The 18,853-nt window shown below is 63.4% G+C and carries 17 protein-coding genes; 10 read left to right on the forward strand and 7 right to left on the reverse strand.

Annotation, left to right across the window (positions count from 1 at the left end; all coding sequences use genetic code 11):
* Window positions 1-19 precede the first annotated feature (19 nt).
* From thiD to ACZ5C7_RS06000, 8 genes are all read left to right on the forward strand, one after another.
* A complete protein-coding gene (thiD, locus tag ACZ5C7_RS05965; RefSeq protein WP_464375436.1) occupies window positions 20-1,366 on the forward strand; it encodes a bifunctional hydroxymethylpyrimidine kinase/phosphomethylpyrimidine kinase in 1,347 nt (448 codons plus the stop codon).
* Window positions 1,367-1,398: 32 nt separating this feature from the next.
* Window positions 1,399-1,728 (forward strand): tRNA-binding protein, encoded by a 330-nt coding sequence (locus ACZ5C7_RS05970; protein WP_464375437.1) that lies wholly within the window; start codon window positions 1,399-1,401, stop codon window positions 1,726-1,728.
* Between the two features lie 75 nt (window positions 1,729-1,803).
* On the forward strand, window positions 1,804-2,274 hold the full coding sequence (locus ACZ5C7_RS05975; RefSeq protein WP_464375438.1) for a hypothetical protein: 471 nt from the start codon (window positions 1,804-1,806) through the stop codon (window positions 2,272-2,274).
* Window positions 2,275-2,365: 91 nt separating this feature from the next.
* Window positions 2,366-5,110, forward strand: coding sequence for a DNA mismatch repair protein MutS (gene mutS, locus ACZ5C7_RS05980; RefSeq protein ID WP_464375439.1), 2,745 nt, complete (start codon window positions 2,366-2,368; stop codon window positions 5,108-5,110).
* On the forward strand, window positions 5,103-7,340 hold the full coding sequence (gene mutL / locus ACZ5C7_RS05985) for a DNA mismatch repair endonuclease MutL (RefSeq protein WP_464375440.1): 2,238 nt from the start codon (window positions 5,103-5,105) through the stop codon (window positions 7,338-7,340). The genes mutS and mutL overlap by 8 nt, the downstream gene beginning before the upstream one ends.
* 115 nt (window positions 7,341-7,455) lie before the next feature.
* Complete coding sequence (locus ACZ5C7_RS05990) at window positions 7,456-8,916, forward strand: sodium-dependent transporter (RefSeq protein WP_464375441.1); 1,461 nt, start codon at window positions 7,456-7,458, stop codon at window positions 8,914-8,916.
* Entirely contained in the window at window positions 8,916-9,233 is a 318-nt protein-coding gene (locus tag ACZ5C7_RS05995; RefSeq protein WP_464375442.1) for a hypothetical protein, read from the forward strand. Before ACZ5C7_RS05990 ends, ACZ5C7_RS05995 begins: the two co-directional genes overlap by 1 nt.
* A 182-nt stretch (window positions 9,234-9,415) precedes the next feature.
* Window positions 9,416-10,456: a proline racemase family protein gene (locus tag ACZ5C7_RS06000; protein ID WP_464375443.1), complete on the forward strand. Its 1,041-nt coding sequence runs from the start codon at window positions 9,416-9,418 to the stop codon at window positions 10,454-10,456.
* 6 nt (window positions 10,457-10,462) lie between these two features.
* On the opposite strand, the gene ACZ5C7_RS06005 is transcribed toward ACZ5C7_RS06000, so the two are convergent.
* On the reverse strand, window positions 10,463-11,275 hold the full coding sequence (locus tag ACZ5C7_RS06005) for a CheR family methyltransferase (RefSeq protein WP_464375444.1): 813 nt from the start codon (window positions 11,273-11,275) through the stop codon (window positions 10,463-10,465).
* 237 nt (window positions 11,276-11,512) lie between these two features.
* On the opposite strand from ACZ5C7_RS06005, the gene ACZ5C7_RS06010 reads away from it, so the two are divergent.
* Window positions 11,513-11,758 carry a DUF7385 family protein gene (locus ACZ5C7_RS06010; protein WP_464375445.1) on the forward strand — a complete coding sequence of 82 codons (246 nt, stop codon included), beginning with the start codon at window positions 11,513-11,515 and terminating at the stop codon, window positions 11,756-11,758.
* 32 nt (window positions 11,759-11,790) lie between these two features.
* Here ACZ5C7_RS06010 and ACZ5C7_RS06015 read toward each other — a convergent pair whose 3' ends face one another.
* From ACZ5C7_RS06015 to ACZ5C7_RS06035, 5 genes are all read right to left on the reverse strand, one after another.
* A complete protein-coding gene (locus tag ACZ5C7_RS06015) occupies window positions 11,791-13,275 on the reverse strand; it encodes a sulfatase-like hydrolase/transferase (RefSeq protein WP_464375446.1) in 1,485 nt (494 codons plus the stop codon).
* Between the two features lie 126 nt (window positions 13,276-13,401).
* Window positions 13,402-14,700, reverse strand: a complete 1,299-nt coding sequence (hisS, locus tag ACZ5C7_RS06020; RefSeq protein ID WP_464375447.1) for a histidine--tRNA ligase — start codon at window positions 14,698-14,700, stop codon at window positions 13,402-13,404.
* Between the two features lie 162 nt (window positions 14,701-14,862).
* On the reverse strand, window positions 14,863-15,453 hold the full coding sequence (locus tag ACZ5C7_RS06025) for a DUF7411 family protein (protein WP_464375448.1): 591 nt from the start codon (window positions 15,451-15,453) through the stop codon (window positions 14,863-14,865).
* Window positions 15,453-15,803, reverse strand: a complete 351-nt coding sequence (locus ACZ5C7_RS06030; RefSeq protein WP_464375449.1) for a DNA-binding protein — start codon at window positions 15,801-15,803, stop codon at window positions 15,453-15,455. The genes ACZ5C7_RS06025 and ACZ5C7_RS06030 overlap by 1 nt, the downstream gene beginning before the upstream one ends.
* Before the next feature lie 165 nt (window positions 15,804-15,968).
* On the reverse strand, window positions 15,969-16,424 hold the full coding sequence (locus ACZ5C7_RS06035; RefSeq protein WP_464375450.1) for a 30S ribosomal protein S19e: 456 nt from the start codon (window positions 16,422-16,424) through the stop codon (window positions 15,969-15,971).
* A 234-nt stretch (window positions 16,425-16,658) separates the two neighbouring features.
* Here ACZ5C7_RS06035 and thiL point away from each other — a divergent pair, with 234 nt between their 5' ends.
* Complete coding sequence (thiL, locus tag ACZ5C7_RS06040; RefSeq protein WP_464375451.1) at window positions 16,659-17,564, forward strand: thiamine-phosphate kinase; 906 nt, start codon at window positions 16,659-16,661, stop codon at window positions 17,562-17,564.
* 77 nt (window positions 17,565-17,641) lie between these two features.
* On the opposite strand, the gene ACZ5C7_RS06045 is transcribed toward thiL, so the two are convergent.
* Window positions 17,642-18,814 carry a site-2 protease family protein gene (locus ACZ5C7_RS06045; protein WP_464378405.1) on the reverse strand — a complete coding sequence of 391 codons (1,173 nt, stop codon included), beginning with the start codon at window positions 18,812-18,814 and terminating at the stop codon, window positions 17,642-17,644.
* Window positions 18,815-18,853 lie beyond the last annotated feature (39 nt).

The following is an 18,853-nucleotide window of genomic DNA, read 5'->3' on the forward strand; positions in this document are numbered from 1 at the left end:
CGGCGAGAGACAACTAGGCATGCGAACGCCAGCACCAGAAACACCACCGGTCGCCCTAACGATCGCCGGAAGCGACTCCGGCGGCGGTGCCGGAATCCAGGCCGATCTCGCGACGATGGCCGCACACGACGTTTACGGGACGAGCGCGATCACCGCGGTCACGTCCCAGCACAGCCGCGGCGTCGAACGATCGTTCCCGCTCCCGCTCGAGGAGGTCGAAGCTCAGCTTTCGGCGGTGACGGGGGACTTCGATATCGGGGCGGCGAAAACGGGGATGCTCGCGACGACCGAAATCGTCCAATCCGTTGCGACGGAGGCCGGGCGCTTCGCGTTCCCGCTCGTGGTCGACCCCGTCATGGTCGCCACCTCGGGGGATCGACTGCTCGAGCCCGAAGCCGAACGCGCCTACGAGGACCTCATCGGGGAGGCCGCGGTCGTCACGCCGAACGCGGACGAAGCCGAGGTACTGACCGGGATTGCGGTCGAAGACGAGAACAGTGCGATCGAGGCCGGGGAAGCGCTTCTCGAGTTCGGTACGGACGCGGCGCTGGTCAAGGGTGGGCACGTCCCCGGCGAAACGATCAGCGACGTGCTTGTGGCCGAAGACGGGGTCACAACGTTCGAACACACGCGCGTCGACACGGATGCGACTCACGGATCGGGCTGTACGCTCGCCGCGGCGATCGCCGCGCGGCTCGCGAAGGGGGATTCGCTCCAGGACGCAGTCAGCGGCGCGACCGACGTTCTCACCCGCGCAGTTCGATACCACTACGATGTCGGGCAAGGAGCCGGTGCGGTCAACCACGGCGTCGAACAGCGAAATCGGGCTTCGATGGAAGCGACGACCGAGTTGGTGCGAAACGCCGTCGGGCGGATCGTCGAGGCGGATATCTCGCCGCTCGTGCCGGAAGTCGGAACGAACGTCGTCGGTGCGACGCCGTACGCGGACGCCGTCGAGGAGACCGCGGCCGTCGAAGGCCGAATCACCCGAACCTTGGGCGGAATCAACCCGAATGGTGCGGTTCGGTTCGGCGCCTCGAGAAACGTCGCGCGATTCCTGCTCGACGCTCGAGAGGTGTGTCCGAGTCTGCGATTCGCGTGCAACCTCCGGTTCAACGAGGACGTCGAACAGGCCCTCGAGGAACTCGAGTGGGCGATCACGGAACTGTCCCGCGATACCGGATCGGACGCCGACGAGTGGGTGACGCCGGAGGCTGTCGAAACGGTCTTCGACGGCGGTGACGACCGTCCGATCGCCGTTATCGATCGCGGAGCCGTCGGAAAAGAGGCGATGACGTACCTCGTTGCGGCCAACACCGAGACGCTGGCGGATCGCGTTCTCGAACTGTACCGGACGATCGACTGACGTTTATATTCGCCCCGCGCATCGATTCAGGCATGGTCGAAAGCCCATTCGACGTCGACATTCAGGTCGGCGAGATACTCGAGGCGGAATCGTTCCCGGAGGCGAACAAACCGAAGATGACCAAGCTCTGGATCAATCTCGGCGACGGAAACGGCGAGATCCAGTCCGCCGGTCAGCTCGATCACCACTACGAACCCGACGAGCTGGTGGGCCGACAGGTCCTCTGTGCGACGAACCTCGGGAGCGTTCGGATCGCCGGCTTCAAATCCGAGGCGCTGACCGTCGGCGTTCCGGACGAATCGGGCTTTCCCGTCCTCGTCGAACCCGACGAAGAGGTCCCGCTCGGCGGCGTGTTGTTCTGATACTGATGGGTGAGCGAGCCCGTTCGTTGCACAGCGGCGAGTCAGCGACTGTCCGGTTGCCACGTCTGTGAGAGTATGAAAGAACAAGCAAGCACTCGAGAAAACAGCTCGAGACTCCGAGTGAACCCCGACAATCTGGGGCGCGTCTTCGGGAAGCTTCTCGCGGCTTCGTGGATTTCGTTCGTCCTGTCGGTGATCGGAACGGTAGGGAGCGCACTTATTCGGCCAGACGTCAGTCAATCGCTGACGATCACCGATATCCCTGTTATCGCACTGCTCGGTTCCTGGATCGGCATCTGGTCGTCGCTTCTCAGTTACAGCGTCTGGTCGTTCTGGCAGCTTCGGCGAATGAGCGAGGAGCGGAGTCGCCCAAAAGGACGGAACCCGTTCAAGCGACTCTACTACCTCCTTGCACTTGGGGCCGAGAAAGTCGACGATCCGACGGCATACGAAGAACGACTTCAACTGACGATACAGTCGTTCGTGTTTGGCACGATTATGTTGGTCGCCCCGGTTCACTCCACCGTGTACGGTTGGGGACGCTAAGTCGGGCACTGCTGGGAGCGTTGAGTCAAGTGCCGACCACTTCCGCCGCGGAACCCGCAGGTCTTTTGCGATGGAAGGACACCCCTCGAGTATGACAGAGGCGACGGGTATCGTCGGCGAATTTCTCTCGCTCAAGGAGACGACCGACGCGGAGGTGCTGGCGATGCAATGTGGCGACTTCTACGAGTTCTTCGACGAGGACGCCGAACTCGTCGCGGACGAACTCGACCTCAAGGTTTCCCAGAAGTCCTCCCACGGTTCGTCGTACCCGATGGCGGGCGTTCCGCTCGACGACCTCACGCCCTACCTCAAGGCGCTGGTCGAACGCGGCTACCGCGTCGCCGTCGCCGACCAGTACGAGACCGACGACGGCCACGCGCGCGAGATCGTTCGCGTCGTGACCCCCGGTACGCTCCTCGAGACGACCGACGCCGACGCGCAGTATCTGGCGGCCGTCGTTCGAGAGGGCGACGATGCTCCCTACGGACTGGCGTTTGCGGACGTGACGACCGGCCGGTTCCTCGTCGCGGGTGCCGACGACGCTGCGGAGACGCTGACGGAACTGTACCGGTTCGATCCCGTCGAGGTACTTCCCGGCCCGGCGATTCGCAACGACGACGAGATCCTCCAGCAGATCCGCGACCGGACCGACGCGACGCTGACGCTCCACGAAGCCGAATCGTTCGCACCCAAACGCGCCGAACACGTCGTTCGCGAGCAGTTCGGACGCGAACCCCTCGAGGGACTCGACGCGGCCCAACCCGCAGTTTCCGCGGCGGGGTCGATCCTTTCGTACGTCGAGGAAACGGGAGCCGGCGTGCTCGCGTCGATGACCCGAATCGCGACCCATCACAGCGACGACCACGTGACCCTCGACGGAACCACCCAACGAAATCTCGAGCTCACGGAAACGATGCAGGGCGAGCGCGAGGGATCGCTGTTCGCGACGATCGATCACACCGAAACGAGCGCGGGCGGACGATGCCTGAAGGAGTGGCTCCAGCGACCTCGCAGGTCGCTATCGGTTCTCGAGGAGCGCCAGGAGAGCGTCGCCGCCCTCTCCTCGGCCGCGCTGGCTCGAGACGAACTCCGGGACGTGCTCGGCGAGGCCTACGACTTAGAGCGCCTGGCTTCGAAGGCGACTCACGGCAGCGCCGACGCGCAGGATCTGGTCGCGGTGCGGGAAACGCTCGCGGTGCTCCCGCGGATCGCGGACGTGATCGCCTCGAACGAGGAGCTGGCTGACTCGCCGCTGTCCGCGATCGTGGATCGGCCGGACCGGACGGCGGTTTCGGAGCTTCGGGAGATGCTCGCCGACGCGCTCGCCGAGGAACCGCCCTCCACGGTCACGCAGGGCGGCTTGCTCCAGCGGGGCTACCACGAGGAACTCGACGAGGTGATCGACCGCCACGACGAGGTCGAGCGGTGGCTCGAGGGCCTCGCCGACCGCGAGAAACGCGAACACGGCCTGAGCCACGTCACCGTCGATCGGAACAAGACCGACGGCTACTACATTCAGGTCGGTCGATCGGTCGCAGATCAGGTCCCGAATCACTACGAGCAGATCAAGACGCTGAAGAACTCCAAGCGATTCACGACGCCGGAACTCGAGGCAAAAGAACGCGAGATGCTCAGACTCGAGGAGCAGCGGGGCGAGTTGGAGTACGAGCTCTTCGAGCAGGTACGCGAGGACGTCGCCGCGGCAGCGGCGCTCTTGCAGGACGTCGGGCGAGCGCTCGCGACCGTCGACGCGCTCTCGAGTCTGGCGAGCCACGCCGCCGAAAACGGCTGGGTACAGCCCGAACTGCGTCGGGGTGACGACCTCGAGATCGACCAGGGACGCCACCCCGTCGTCGAGCAGACGACCGACTTCGTTCCCAACGACGTGCGGATGACCGACGACAGGGGGTTCCTCGTCGTCACTGGACCGAACATGTCCGGAAAGTCGACGTACATGCGTCAGGTCGCCTGCATCGTTCTGCTCGCACAAGTCGGGAGCTTCGTGCCCGCTCGAGAGGCCGAAATCGGCCTCGTCGACGGCATCTTCACCCGCGTCGGAGCGCTCGACGAGTTGGCGCAGGGACGTTCGACGTTCATGGTCGAAATGAGCGAGCTCTCGAACATCCTCCACACGGCGACCGACGAGTCGCTGGTGATTTTAGACGAAGTCGGGCGTGGCACGGCGACCTACGACGGCATCTCGATCGCCTGGTCGGCGACCGAGTACCTCCACAACGAAATTCGGGCGAAGACACTCTTCGCGACCCACTACCACGAACTGACCGGCCTCGCGGAACACCTGCCTCGAGTCGCGAACGTCCACATCGCCGCGGACGAACGCGACGGCGACGTGACCTTCCTGCGGACGGTCCGGGACGGCCCGACGGATCGGTCGTATGGAATCCACGTCGCAGACCTCGCCGGCGTTCCGGATCCGGTCGTCGACCGGGCCCAGGGCGTCTTAGAGCGCCTGCGTGAGGAGAAAGCCATCGAGGCAAAAGGCGACGGCTCCTCGGAGCCGGTCCAGGCCGTCTTCGATCTCTCGAGTGGCTCGATGGAGCGAGCGGCGACGACAGACGGCGGAGCCGCGTCGGGGGCGGGTACCCAGGCTAGTCTCGGCGCGGAGTCGACGGCTGACACCACGGCCGGCACCGGCGAAGCATCCGCCGCTGACGCGGAATCCGTCGCCGATTCCGAAGCCGAGGCGAACGCCGGCCTCGGGCCCGAAACAGTCGAGGTACTCAAGGACCTCGAGGATATCGACGTGAACGAGACGCCGCCCGTCGAACTGATCACCAAGGTACAGGAGTGGCAACGGAGGCTCGAGGATGAGTGACCACGACATCCGCGAACTCGACGAGGATACCGTCGCCCGCATCGCCGCCGGCGAAGTCGTCGAGCGGCCCGCGAGCGCGGTCAAGGAACTCCTCGAGAACAGCCTCGACGCCGACGCCTCGAGAATCGACATCGCAGTCGAGGACGGCGGGACGGAACTGATCCGAGTCGCCGACGACGGCTACGGCATGACCGAGGATGCCGTTCGCGCGGCGATCCTCCAGCACACGACCAGCAAGATCGAGGGGCTCGAGGATCTCGAGAAGGGCGTCGCCACGCTCGGCTTTCGCGGCGAGGCGTTGCACACGATCGGCTCCGTTTCGCGACTGACAGTCGAGACGCGGCCTCGAGCCGACGACGACGGATCCGCGGACGGACAGACGACAGCGGCGGGCACGAAACTCGTCTACGAGGGCGGCGAGGTCACCACCGTCGAACCGACGGGCTGTCCGCAGGGGACCGCCGTCGAGGTGGCCGATCTGTTTTACAACACGCCCGCCCGCCGGAAGTTCCTGAAGACCACGGCGACGGAGTTCGCCCACGTCAATCGCGTCGTCACGCGCTACGCGCTGGCCAATCCCGACGTCGCCGTCTCGCTGACCCACGACGACCGAGAGGTGTTCTCGACGACGGGGACGGGCGATCTGCAAGAGGCCATCCTCTCGGTGTACGGCCGTGAGGTCGCGAAGGCGATGATCCCCGTCGAAGCCGAGGGCGACGAGCTCCCCGTCGGCCCGCTCGAGTCGGTGACGGGCCTTGTTTCACACCCCGAAACGAACCGCTCGAGCCGGGACTACCTCGCAACGTACGTCAACGGCCGTGCGGTCACCGCCGACGCGATCCGCGAGGGGATCATGGGTGCCTACGGAACCCAACTCGGGAACGACCGCTACCCCTTCGTCGTCCTCTTTCTCGAGGTGCCGGGCGAGGCCGTCGACGTGAACGTCCACCCGCGCAAGCGCGAGGTGCGCTTCGACGACGACGACGCGGTGCGCCGGGCGGTCGACGCCGCGGTTGAATCCGCGCTGTTGGAGCACGGACTGCTCCGCTCGAGCGCGCCGCGAGGTCGGTCCGCTCCTCGAGAGACGCGGATCGAGCCGGATCGAAACGGCGGCGGTGCGGATGACACAATCGAGACGGGAGGAGACAGCTCGAGCCGGGTTCCGGAGACCGAGGCGTCCGAGGGTTCCTCGGAACCGGCCGAGTCTGCCTCGGGATCACCCGAATCTACAGTGGATGAAAGCGAAGCAGGCCCCGCGACCGGTGGAGAGGGGGGGACCAGTGCAGAGACAGAAGTGGAGACGGACGTAGGCGAAACCAGCTCCGAGTCCGAGGGGGAAACGGCTCGAACGACGCCCGCGACGCACGCGGGAAACCGGGTTTCCCAATCGGAACCGGACGATCGCAGTTCGGAGTCGGAGGGCCGAGACTCGAGTCCCGACGACGATTCCGTCGAATCGTCTGTGTCCGGAATCGAATCGAGTACCGAGACAACGGACCCGACGGAACGATCCGGCTCGACGGAACCCTCTACTCCCCTCGAGTCCGATCGCAAGTTCTCCGGCGGGACCGAGCAACGAACGCTCGCGGGCGAGGCCGCAACCGGCGACGAAACCGAGTTCGATTCCTTGCCCAACCTTCGGGTCCTCGGGCAGATGCGAGACACCTACCTCGTCTGTGAGACCCCCGACGGCCTCGCGCTGATCGATCAACACGCCGCGGACGAACGGGTGAACTACGAACGACTGCGGGAAGCCTTCGCCGACGATCCCGCCGCGCAGGCGCTGGCCTCGCCGGTCGACCTCGAGCTAACGGCCGCCGAAGCCGAAGCGTTCGAACACTACCGCGAGGCGCTCTCGCGGCTCGGCTTCTACGCGGACCGCGTCGACGACCGGACCGTTGCCGTGACGACCGTCCCCGCGGTGCTCGAGAAAACGCTCGAGCCGAGCCGGCTCCGGGACGTGCTCGCGTCGTTCATCGCCGGCGACCGCGAAGCCGGCTCCGAGACGGTCGATGCGCTAGCCGACGAGTTCCTCGGCGATCTGGCGTGTTACCCCTCGATTACGGGCAACACGTCGCTTACTGAGGGGTCGGTCGTGGACCTGCTCGAGGCGCTCGATGCCTGCGAGAATCCCTACTCCTGTCCGCACGGCCGGCCGGTCGTGATCCAGTTCGACGAGGGGGAGATCGAGGACCGATTCGAGCGGGATTATCCGGGCCACGGCGGATAACAACAACCGAGACTACTGCCAGCGTGGCGAACCATCGGCTGAAGTCGGCGCGACCCCGACCATGGGAACATTACGTATAACACGTTTGCAGCTGTTGTGCTAGCTAGTGTCAAACATGGCAGAAAGTGAGGCGAAAACTGCTCGAGCGGAGTGGGGAACTCGGTTCGGATTCTTGATGGCGATGGTCGGAGCGATGGTCGGCGCAGGAAACATCTGGCGGTTCCCGTACGTGATGGGCGAAAACGGCGGCGGCGCGTTCGTGCTCGCGTTTCTGGTCCTGTTGTTTCTACTGGCGGTACCCGGACTCATGGCCGAAGTTGCGCTGGGGAGATACACGAACAAGGGCGTCATCGGCGCGTTCCGGGACGTGCTCGGACCCGGCGGCATGGTCGGGTTGGGCGTCGTCGTCCTCCTAGTGAACATCGCGCTAATGTCCTATTACTCGCCCCTAATCGGGTGGACGCTGTACTACGCGGCGCACTCGTTGTTGTTTACGTTCACGGCTACCGGCTTCGAGGCCGATACGTTCATGAACAACTTCTTCGCGAATCCGGCGCTGATGATCGGACTCCACACGCTCGTGATGGCGAGCGTCGCGGGAATTCTCATCCTCGGGATCCGACGCGGCGTCGAGCGGATCGTCGTCTACGCGGTCCCGGCGCTCGTAGTCTCGCTGGTCATCATGACGGGCTACGGACTGACTTTGGATGGTGCCAGCGAGGGGATCGCGTTCACCTTCGGCATCGACTGGGAGTATCTCACCTTCAGCAGCACGTGGATCGAAGCGCTCGGACAGGCGCTGTTCTCGACGGGGCTCGGGTGGGGGATCGCCCTGACGGTTGGAAGCTACCTCCGGGAGTACGATGACGTTCCACTCGGGGGTGGCGTCTTCACCGCGCTCGGCGAGTCGAGCATCGGGATCCTCGCCGCGCTCGCGATCTTCCCGGTCGTCTTCGCGGTCGGCGTCGAACCCGACGCAGGTGCGGGGCTCGCGTTCGTCTCGCTCGTGCAAGTGTTCCCCGAGATTCCGTTCGGCGGACTCGTGGCAATCCTGTTTTTCGTCGGCTTTTTCATCGCGACGTTCACCTCCGGGCTGTTGATCACCGAAGTGAGCGTTACGACGGTCGCCGAGGAAACGCGATTCGATCGGACCCAAACCGTCCTCGGGATCTGCGGGCTTATCTGGCTCATCGGCCTCCCGAGTGCGTTTTCAGCCGACTTCCTCGACTTCGCCGACTTCATCTTCGGGAGCTGGGGACTGCCGCTGGCGACGCTCGCGATCATCCTCGTCATCGGCTGGGTGATGGGGCCGGAGCGACTGCGCGTCCTCGCGGTGAACAAGAACGCCGGCATCTACGTCGGCAAGTGGTGGGATCCCGTCATCAAGTACGTTATCCCCGCCGTCATGATCTTCATCATGGGCTACTTCGCCTACGACGAGTTCGGGACGCCGGAGATGATCGGCGGCATGCTGGTCATCGTCCTGTTCCCGATCATCGGCTACGGGATCATGTCCGTCGCCGATCGCTCCGCGGCCGAAACTGATACCGCCGAGGTCACCGGAGGTGACGACTGATGGCGTTGACCGCCGGCGTCATCGGCATGCTCGCGTTCACCCTGCTCGCGTTCTGGGGAGTCGCCATCTGGGCGCTCACCCGAACGCTCCGCCAGGAAAGCCGCAAGGTCGAAATACTCGAGCAACAGGACCGCCTCGACACCTACTCGCCGAAGGCGCTCGCGGAACTGCGCGACTGGATCGAACGGAATCCGAACGACCCGCTGGCGGCGGAAGCCAGGGCGCAGTACAACGAGTGCGTCGACACCCTCGAGACGACCGATCGGCACTTCTACGACTGGAGCGATCGGGAGATCGAGTCCCTCGAGCGGCTGTAGGCTCACGGTTGCGGGTTTTTGTACAGCTATCGAGTACCTAGCGTATCCCGGGACACGGCTCGCACAAAGAGGACGACTCGTGCAGACGATGCGGACGGTGCGACCACGTGCGAACAGTGCGACCACACAGACAGCGAAACCCACGCAGACAACGACGATTCACGCGACAATAGCCACAGACAATGCACACTGAGACGCTCATCGAAACCCTCGATACGCACACGGCCGGAGAGCCGACGCGAATCATCACGAGCGGAACCGATCGCGCGCGGCTCCACGGCGGAACCGTCGCGGAAAAATGTCGGCAGTTCGCGGACGGCCAAGACTGGCTCCGGGAACTCGTCCTCTGTGAACCGCGCGGTCACGACGACATGTTCGGCGCGGTCCCGGTCGAACCGGCCGCCGAGGGAGCCGACCTCGGCCTGTTCTTCATGGACACCGGCGGCTATCTCGAGATGTGCGGCCACGGGACGATCGGCGCTGTAACGGCACTACTGGAGACGGGCCAGCTCGAGGCCCGGGAGACGATAACCGTCGAAACGCCAGCCGGTCTCGTTCGAACTCATCCCGTCTTCGATGAGACGGGCCGCGTCGAGTCGGTCGCGATCAGAAACGTCGAGTCGTTTGTCTACGACGTGATCACGGTCGCGGTCGAGACCGACGGGGCGACGCGATCCGTCCCCGTCGATATCGTCTTCGCCGGGAACGTCTTCGCGCTCGTCGACGCCCAGGTTCTCGAGCGAACTATCGAGCCCGAACACGTCGAAGCCTTCGTCGAGGACGGCCTCGAACTCCGGCGAACGATCAACGACCGCCTCGATGTCGTCCACCCGTTTACGGGCGAGCACCACCCCGTCTCGCTGGTCGAGTTCTACGAACGGGGCGAAGGCGAGAAGGCGGATCGAAACGTCGTCGTCTTCGGCGACGGCCAAGTCGACCGATCCCCCTGCGGGACGGGGACCTGTGCGAAGATGACGCTCCTCGAGCGGGAGGGAGCCCTCGAGGTCGAGGAACCGTACACGTACGAAAGCGTTATCGGAACCCGATTCGAGGGACGGCTGCTCGAGGTCGAAAAACGGGACGGGATTGCTGTTACGACACCCGAAATTAGGGGCTCTGCACACGTTACCGGACGCCACACGTTCCTCAAAGATCCCGAAGACACCGTGACGGGCTTTTCGTTGACCGGATCGGCGGACGGTACCGGAACGGATACGCTGTAGGCGAGATCACTCGACAGCGGGGTACTGGTAGGTCTTATCGCCCGCGTTCACCGAATCGAACTCCCGGCGCATGCCGATCGGGATCGTCTCCGATTTCCCGATGACCATGTAGCCGCCTTCGTCGAGCGAGTCGCGGATGGTCTCGAAAATCGGCGTCTTGTGCTCGTCGTTGATGTAAATGAGGATGTTCCGACAGACGACCATGTCGAAGCCGGACTTCGAGCGGCCGTTGATCAGGTCGTGGCGCTCGAACTCGACTGGGTCCCGAATCGTATCCGCAACCTCGATCTGCCCGTCGCCTTTCGTAATGTAGCGATTCGGGCGCTCGAGAAAGTCCAGTTGACTCGAGATATCGTCCGTCTGGAGGTCCTGGTAGACGCCATCCCGTGCGGTCTCGAGTGCCTCGTCGCTGATATCAGTCGCGAGAATACTGAGACGAGATTCGTCGATGTTCCGGTCACTGTGGGCGAGCATCGACAGCGAGTACGGCTCGCGGCCGTCCGCACACGCCGCACTCCAGATGCGAACGCGTGACTGTTCGTCGGTCAATTTCTGCAACAGCGTCTGGATCCCCTCCCAAACGCTGGGGTTTCGAAAGAACCCGGTGACGTTGATACTCAACGCATCGAGAAGTTCCTCCTGTTCGATTTCGTCCCGTTTCAACAGCGTGTAATAGTCGCCGTAGGATTCGGAGTCCGTTCGACGCATTCGAGAGGTAACGCGGCGATCGAGATATCGTTCGTTGTAGTAACTCGTCGCGAAGGAGAGTTCCTCCTCGACGAACTCGAGAATCGGTTGAATAGTATCTGATGTACTCATAGCGTACGCGGTCCGAGATATATCCACACATGTAATCAGCGGTCTTATACGTATCGGCAATTGGAAGTTTCGGATATTTTATATCTATAGGTGCTAAAGAGGAGACTGCGACGGGGTAGGAGGAGGAACATGAGTGGTACCATCCCTCAAATATCAATTGAGTGTAGTTCTCTGTCTCGTCGGTACTGCTGGCAGTGAAGTTGAAATGGGTCCCGTCGGGAGTATACACTGACCGAAATGGGACGAATCGATATCACTGACGGCTTTAGCATTCACGACTACCGGACGAAACTGAAGCTCCTGAACGATACCGGGGACACGCGCGTTCTCGAAAACAGGGAAGAACTCGGCTGTCCGTCGTGTGACCAGCCGTTCGACCGGTTGTTCGTCACGGAGAACGCAACGTCGTCGTTCGACAGCCCGCCGGAGAAACCGTTCTGTCTTGCCCGAACGGACGAGAAACTGCTGCTTTTAACGCACTGAGTAGCCGGAATCCGGTACCCCTCGGGAAGCGGTTATTCGAACGTCTGGGGCACCCATGCTCGATTCGGATCCGCCGTCGCCTCCATCCACTCGAGGAGCCGCTCGGCCATGTTCGACCGGACCCGCTCGTAGTTCGGATGCTCGATCAGGTTTTGCAGCTCCGCGGGATCCGCCTCGAGGTCGTACAGTTCGTTCACGTCGGGGCCGTTGTAGACGTACTTGTATCGTTCCGTCCGGACCATTCGCTGGGTGTAGAGGCCGAACTCGTCGCCGTGGTACTGTGCGAACACCGAATCCGGACGGGTCTGTACACTAGTCGGGTCACCGCCGCTCGCAGTCGCGCTATCACTATCCTCGAGTAAGGGTACGAGACTCCGAGCGTCGAACGACTCCGGAACCGAAACGCCGCCGATATCGAGGAACGTCGCCGCCAGATCGTGGAGGTGAACCGGCCTTTCACAGACCGATCCGGACTCGACGACGCCCGGCCAGCGAACCTGCAGGGGGATGTGGTAGGTATCGTCGTACATCAGCGGGCCTTTGTTGAACTGCCGGTGAGCCCCCGCAAAATCGCCGTGGTCGGAGGCGTGGACAACGACCGTCTCCTCGGCGAATCCGGTTCGGTCGAGGGCCGCTATGATTCGCTCGAGTTGGTCGTCGATCAGACTGACAAAGCCCCAGTACTTCGCGATCGCTTCGGCCCAGAGCTCCCAGTCGAAGCCGGTGACGCCGCGATACTCGAGGTAGTTTTCTTGAACCTGCGGTTTCCCGTCGTAGGTCTCGGCGTAACTCTCCGGGGGCTCGATATCGTCCGGGTCGTACATCGAGGCGTAAGGTTCGGGAACGACGTAGGGGTGGTGCGGGCCGTAGAAATCGGCCCGGTGAAAGAACGGATCTCCGCCGTCACCATCGGCGTGGCCCTCGAGCGCGTCGATCGTCCGTTCGGCGAGAAACCAGGCTCGAGTCTCCTCGACGTCGACCGGCGTTTTCGCGGCGACGAACGTCCCCTCGCTTCCGTCGCGCGGATCGTCGCCGGTGTAGATTACCTCCTCGAATTCGGTATCGCCGAGTGGAACACCGCGTTCGGCGCGATACTCGCGAAACGCGTCGTCGATGTCGTCGTGGTGTTTGTCGCTGCCTCCGAGATACGAGAAACCGAACTCCTCGGGGGTCTGATCCCGGCCGACGTGCCACTTTCCGGTGTAGGTTAGCTCGTAGCCCGCATCCGCGAGCAACTCGGAGAACGTCGGCAGCTCCGGCGGAAGGTTCGGCTGGATCGCGTCGGCCTCGTGGCAGTTGTTGAGCATGCCGTGGCCGTGGGGAAACAGGCCGGTCAACAGCGACGCGCGGGCGCTCGAGCAGATGCTGATCGGCGTGAACGCGCGCTCGAACCGCATGCCCTCGCTCGAGAGTCGGTCCATCGTCGGCGTTTCAACGGGTGGCCCGTCGGGCGCGCTACAGTCGTAGCGCTCCTGGTCGGTGAGCACGAGCAAGACGTTCGGCGGTGAATCGGCCATCGGGACGGCTACACCGCTCGGTCAGTTAACCCTTACACCGCCGCGGAAAAGTGGTCGCAACTCAACTGAGAGGGGAACTGGGAGTCGAGCCAAGACAGGTTCCAACGAAACGGAGGCAGTACCGAGTTACGAAAAGTCCTCGGCCGTCGGCCGCTCGAGGTCTCCGGGGAACGCGTCGACGGGTGCCTGAACCTGGTCGCCCGACTCCATGTCCTTGATCGTCACTTCGTCGTTCGCCAGATCCTGTTCGCCGACGATAACGGTGGTCTCGGCGTTGATCGAGTCGGCGTAGTTGAGCTGTGCGCCGAAGGATCGGCCGGAGACGTCGGTTTCGACGACGTGGCCGCGATCGCGCAGGGCTCGAGAGATCTGAGCGGCTTCCGTTCGCGTGTCGCCAACCTGCAACACGTAGTAGTCCGTCGTCACTTCCTCCTCGGGCCAGACGCCAGCTCGCTGCAACAACAGCGGCAGGGTCGCGTGGCCGGGCGCGACGCCGACCGCGGGCGTCGGCTGGCCGCCGAACTGTTCGATCAGGTCGTCGTAGCGGCCGCCGCCGAAGATCGAGCGCGAGACCTCCCCCGCGGAGTCGAAGCACTCGAAGACGATTCCCGTGTAGTAATCGAGTCCGCGCGCGGTCTCGAGCGAGATCGTACAGTACTCCCGAACCCCGAAGTCCTCGGCCGCCTCGAGCACGTTCTGGAGGTTCTCGACCGCCTCGGTCATGCGCTCGGTGCCGGCGAACGCCTCGACGGCCTCGAGGTCGCCCGACGCGATCAGGTCGTCGAACTCCTCGGCCTCGTCCATTGTGAGTCCGGCGTCGACGAGCAAACCGTGGTACTCGGTCGCCGAGATCTTGTCGGATTTGTCGACGGCGCGAATCGCCGCCTCCGTGTCGATATCGGCGTCGTAGGTTTCGAGCACGCCGCCCAAAATATCTCGGTGGGAGATACGAAAGTCGAAATCCGCCGCCTCGAGGCCGAGTCCCGTAAGCGCGTCCGCGGCCCACGCCAGGATCTCGGCGTCGGCTTCGGGCTCGCTCGAGCCGAAGATGTCGACGTTGGTCTGGTAGAACTCCCGCTGTCTCCCCTGTTGGACCTGCTCGTAGCGCCAGAACGGTCGCGTCGAGAACCACTTGATCGGTTTCGAGAGCTCCTGTTGTTTGGCGACGACCATCCGCGCGACGGTCGGCGTCAGCTCGGGCGTGAGCGTGACGTGGCGTCCGCCCTGATCTTCGAACGAGTAGAGTTCGTCGACGATGTCGTCGCCGCTCTTGTCCGTCCACATCGCCGCGCGCTCTACGGCCGGCGTTTCGATCTCGCGAAAGCCGTACTGACGGGCCGTGTCCTCCAGCGTATCGATGGTCTTCCGTCTAGCGGCCATCTCGCCGGGATAGATATCACGAAAGCCCTTGATCCGGTCGTACATGAGCATCCGTTTAGCGAGCGCGAACTTCTAACCTTTCGTTCGCGGACGCGATTCGCGTTCGACCGAGCGATCGCTCGAGAACCAGCGTCGCGGACGGCACCAATCACCGAACGACCGTTACGCGGGTTCTTGTCCCGACTGACCGCTACACAGACCGCTTCGCTATCGAACGTCGGTCACGTGGGTCTGCTCGTGATCGGGAAAGAGCTCCCCGATCGTGGCCTCCCCATCAGTATCGACGATGAGGGCCCTGAGCTCGGCCTCGTAATCCGCTCGCGTGATCTCCTCGCTCGGGCCGACGGTCACGTCGAGGGTGTTTTCGACAATGCAATCGACGGCCGTCCGCCCGAAACCCGAGAGCGGGGCGATGTAGTCGACCCCGTGGCGATCCTCGAGGCTCTGGGCCTGCGCTCGCGACACCGTCGGAACCCGGTCGTCCCGCCGCGTGCCGTCGGCGACGGCGTCGTACCCTTCCTCGGCCGCCCGCTCTAAGGCGTGCTGGTGGACGAGCTGAATCCCGTTGCGGGGAAAGCCGTCCTCGCGTATCTGCTCGGCGGCCTCCTCCGCGACACCTGGCTCGAGTTGGAGGCGCTCAAATGCAAAACCGATTGATTCGGCCGTCCCTCGGGCGTGTTTCCAGTCGTCGGTGACGCCGAAGTGGGCGGTCAACAACGTGATGTCGTAAAACTCTTCGAGAACCAACGCCGCGAGCGTCGAGTCTTTGCCGCCGCTGTAGAGCAATCCGAGCTCCATCAGCGCCGCTTGATGTCGAAGCTCTTCTTCTCGGGCTGGAGTTCCTGGAGCAGTTGTTTCATCTTCTCGTCGTCGATCTTGCCCTGGATACGCCCGCTTTGGGCAAGCGCGACGACCTGTCGTTCGACCTGCTCGCCGAACTGTTCTTTGCTCATCTTGACGGTGTTCAACCGCTGGCGGGCCTCGTCGGTCAGGTGTTTCCGAAGCAGCGCCTGCTTCTGGGCGTCGGCTTGCTGTTTCGCGGCCTCCTGGGACCCTTCGCCGCCCTGGTTTTCCGCACGGTTCTGTAGCTTCTCCATTTTCTTCTGACGGAGCTCTTCGATATTCTCGTCATCAGGCGTGTCACTCATACACTCATCTATTCCCGCAGTGGGGAAAATGATTACGGACCCGGGCGATCAGTGCAACCGCTCTCCGAACGAAATCGTTCGAAAACGAGTCGATAGTCGCCTCGTCTCGAGCCGTCCGGTCGACGACGTGGAACGTCCCAGCCGTCGACGGCGGCGGTGAGTCGTCTACGCGTAGCGCTCGAGTTCCGGTCGGTCGAGGTCTTCGAGGACGTTGCCGGCGGTTTCGTCGAGGAAGCTGCGACCCTCGGCCGTGATTCGGCGACCCTCACCCTCCGCGGTCTCGACGAGGTCTTCCTCTTCGAGTTGCTGGAGGATGGTTCGGATTATGTTTCGCGAGCCGTCAGTTCGTTTGTCCGAAGAGACCTGGTAGCGGTTCGATCCGCCCTTCGCACCGCCGTATTCGGTCGAGAGGCGTTCGACGCCGACCGGGCCGGTGTCGGCGATCTTGCGGAGCAGGCTGCCGGCGCGGACTGCCCAGAAGTTCTCCTGTTTCGGTGGCAGGTCGCGGCTTGCGCCGGTCTTCGTGAATTGTGCCCAGTCGGGTTCGTCGAGTCGGTCCTCGAGGTCCTCGGCGAGCGCATCAATGAGCGCGTCCGCCGGAACGTCGTACATCGTAGCCATTGGCGTTTGGTTCCCTTCCGCGGCATTTAAGACCATCGTTGTGGGTGCAGCCGGAAACTGTGGTCCGTCGTGACACGACACGGGTGCCCGGGTCTGAGGTGATCGAATCACCGGCGCAGTTCCGGCAATCGAACGCGGTTCCGGCGTCTCGGGTCTGTCGGTCGCGATTCCGCCGTATCGGACGAGGTTCCGTCGTGCCGGACCGTTTTTCGCCCTCGAGTCGAAAGGAAGGGTATGGACGAACGCGCCGCGCTGGCAGTGCTCGAGGACGAACTCGAGCCGGTCGGGGACGACGCCGCCGTCGTCGACGATCTCGTCGTGACGACGGATATGCTTCACGAGACCACGGATTTTCCGCCGGGAACGAGCCGGTACACCGCGGGCTGGCGCGCGGTCGGCGCGTCGCTCTCCGACGTCGCGGCGATGGGTGCAACGGCGACCGCTGCCGTCGCAGCCTATGCCGCCCCTGAATTCGACGAGGAAGAGCTGTTAGCGTTCGTCCGCGGCGCGAGCGACGTTTGTTCGCTCGTCGGCGCGGAGTACGTCGGCGGCGACCTCGACGATCACGAGGAGTTTACGGCCGTGACGACGGCGTTCGGCACGACCGACGAGCCCGTGTTCCGAAGCGGTGCCCAACCCGGCGATCTCGTCTGTGTCACCGGAACGCTCGGACGCAGCGCGGCCGCACTCGAGTTGTTCGAGCGCGCTCGTAACCAGGACGGCTCGGGCGACCGAGACGCAGACGGCGACCGTGCGAACGAGCTGTTTCGGTTCGAGCCTCGAGTCGCCGCCGGACGGGTGCTCGCTTCCGACGCGACCGCGATGATGGACTCAAGCGACGGACTCGCCAGATCACTCCACCAGCTCGCCGAGGCTTCGGACTGTGGGTTCACAATCAACGCAGCGGAAATCCCGATCGACGACGCCGTCTTCGAGACGTCCGAAACGGAGGGGAAAGCGCTCGAGCGGGCGACTACCTTCGGAGAGGACTTCGAACTCGTCGCGACGATTCCCGAACCGGCGTTCGAATCGGCTCGAGAAGCGACGACAGTCGGGCTGAGCTCGATTGGGACGGTCGTCGAGGACGGCATAACGATGGATAAAGAGCCGCTGCCGGATCGGGGATACACACACGGGTGAGCAGGAGCCGAAACGACAACGACACACCAGCGACCACAAGCCGGGAACGATAGCCCTGCACTCGAGCCGAGGAACGACTAGCCGACCACCGTCACCGGAACCGGCGTGAAACAGAGAATTCCGAGGCCGAACGTGAGTATTCCGAGCGCGAACCGCTTCTTATCGAGCGGGTCCTCTCGAACGGGGTGAGCGGGACCTGCAGTGGCAATAAACACCGTTATCAGCCCCCAAAAGCCCCAGATGAGTATCGAATTGCCGTCGTGGCCGTTGACGTAGTAGAGATACCCCGCGAGTGCGAACAGGACGCCCGGAACGAGCGCTGCGATCGTTCGTTGAACGGAGCCAGCCATCGCGCGGAGAATGTGCCCGCCGTCGAGTTGGCCCACGGGAATGAGATTCAAGAACGTGACGAACAGCCCGACCCAACCGCCGATGACGACCGGATTCACGTCTCTCGTGGGGTCGTCCTGATACAGCGGCTGATCGAAGACGGATGCGAGCATCTCCATCAACGGTGGATACCCGATGATGAACTCGACGGTGTTCGGGTTATTAAGCAGCGCCTCAGGACGCTCAACGGGCGGCAGATGGAGCCCGATGCTGATTACGCCCACCGTGGCGACTAACCCTGCGAGCGGACCCGCAGCGCCGATATCGAACAGCGCCTTGCGGTCGGGCATTCGGCCTTTCATCTTGATGACCGCACCCATCGTTCCGATGAGCGTCGGTATAGGGATGAAATAAGGGAGCGAGGCGTCGACTTTGTGGTACCGGCTCATCAGATAGTGCCCCATCTCGTGGACACCGAGTACGCCGAGAAGGGCCGCAGTAAACGGCCAGGCCCGCCAGATCTCCATCGGATTCGAAAACGGATCGATGTAGTACCACATCGAGCCCGCGAACAGCGTCGAGACGACCGTCGCCACGAACAAAAAGAGGTTCGTCCAAGGGATCCCGTCGATACCGACCTGAGTCGGTTCGGCGACGATCACGTAGTTTCCGTCACGAACCGTGAGCTGTGCTTCGTATCCCGACTCGCGGAACACGGACCACAGTTCGCGCATCATCGCCTCCGGTGACACGAGCGGCGTACCGAAGTACAGAAGCGTCTCCTCCTCCGTTCGCGTTTCAGAAACGACGAACGTCGACTCGATTCGCTCGAGCGAGGGACCGTCGTCGGGAGGATCGACATCAGTTCCGGCAGAGGAATACCAGTGTCGTCCGACGTCGGACGAATCCGGACCGTCCATCATCGGTGGTTCACCCTCAGTTCGTATAAATAACGTGCC

This window comes from Halostagnicola alkaliphila, assembly GCF_055379965.1.

Coding starts and splice junctions, on each gene's coding strand:
- thiD (WP_464375436.1), top strand. CDS start 20: ATGCGAACGCCAGCACCAGAAACACCACCGGTCGCCCTAACGATCGCC.
- ACZ5C7_RS06045 (WP_464378405.1), bottom strand. CDS start 18,814: ATGGACGGTCCGGATTCGTCCGACGTCGGACGACACTGGTATTCCTCT.
- mutS (WP_464375439.1), top strand. CDS start 2,366: ATGACAGAGGCGACGGGTATCGTCGGCGAATTTCTCTCGCTCAAGGAG.
- ACZ5C7_RS06030 (WP_464375449.1), bottom strand. CDS start 15,803: ATGAGTGACACGCCTGATGACGAGAATATCGAAGAGCTCCGTCAGAAG.
- ACZ5C7_RS06005 (WP_464375444.1), bottom strand. CDS start 11,275: ATGAGTACATCAGATACTATTCAACCGATTCTCGAGTTCGTCGAGGAG.
- ACZ5C7_RS05990 (WP_464375441.1), top strand. CDS start 7,456: ATGGCAGAAAGTGAGGCGAAAACTGCTCGAGCGGAGTGGGGAACTCGG.
- hisS (WP_464375447.1), bottom strand. CDS start 14,700: ATGTACGACCGGATCAAGGGCTTTCGTGATATCTATCCCGGCGAGATG.
- ACZ5C7_RS05970 (WP_464375437.1), top strand. CDS start 1,399: ATGGTCGAAAGCCCATTCGACGTCGACATTCAGGTCGGCGAGATACTC.
- thiL (WP_464375451.1), top strand. CDS start 16,659: ATGGACGAACGCGCCGCGCTGGCAGTGCTCGAGGACGAACTCGAGCCG.
- ACZ5C7_RS06015 (WP_464375446.1), bottom strand. CDS start 13,275: ATGGCCGATTCACCGCCGAACGTCTTGCTCGTGCTCACCGACCAGGAG.
- mutL (WP_464375440.1), top strand. CDS start 5,103: ATGAGTGACCACGACATCCGCGAACTCGACGAGGATACCGTCGCCCGC.
- ACZ5C7_RS05975 (WP_464375438.1), top strand. CDS start 1,804: ATGAAAGAACAAGCAAGCACTCGAGAAAACAGCTCGAGACTCCGAGTG.
- ACZ5C7_RS06000 (WP_464375443.1), top strand. CDS start 9,416: ATGCACACTGAGACGCTCATCGAAACCCTCGATACGCACACGGCCGGA.
- ACZ5C7_RS06025 (WP_464375448.1), bottom strand. CDS start 15,453: ATGGAGCTCGGATTGCTCTACAGCGGCGGCAAAGACTCGACGCTCGCG.
- ACZ5C7_RS05995 (WP_464375442.1), top strand. CDS start 8,916: ATGGCGTTGACCGCCGGCGTCATCGGCATGCTCGCGTTCACCCTGCTC.
- ACZ5C7_RS06035 (WP_464375450.1), bottom strand. CDS start 16,424: ATGGCTACGATGTACGACGTTCCGGCGGACGCGCTCATTGATGCGCTC.
- ACZ5C7_RS06010 (WP_464375445.1), top strand. CDS start 11,513: ATGGGACGAATCGATATCACTGACGGCTTTAGCATTCACGACTACCGG.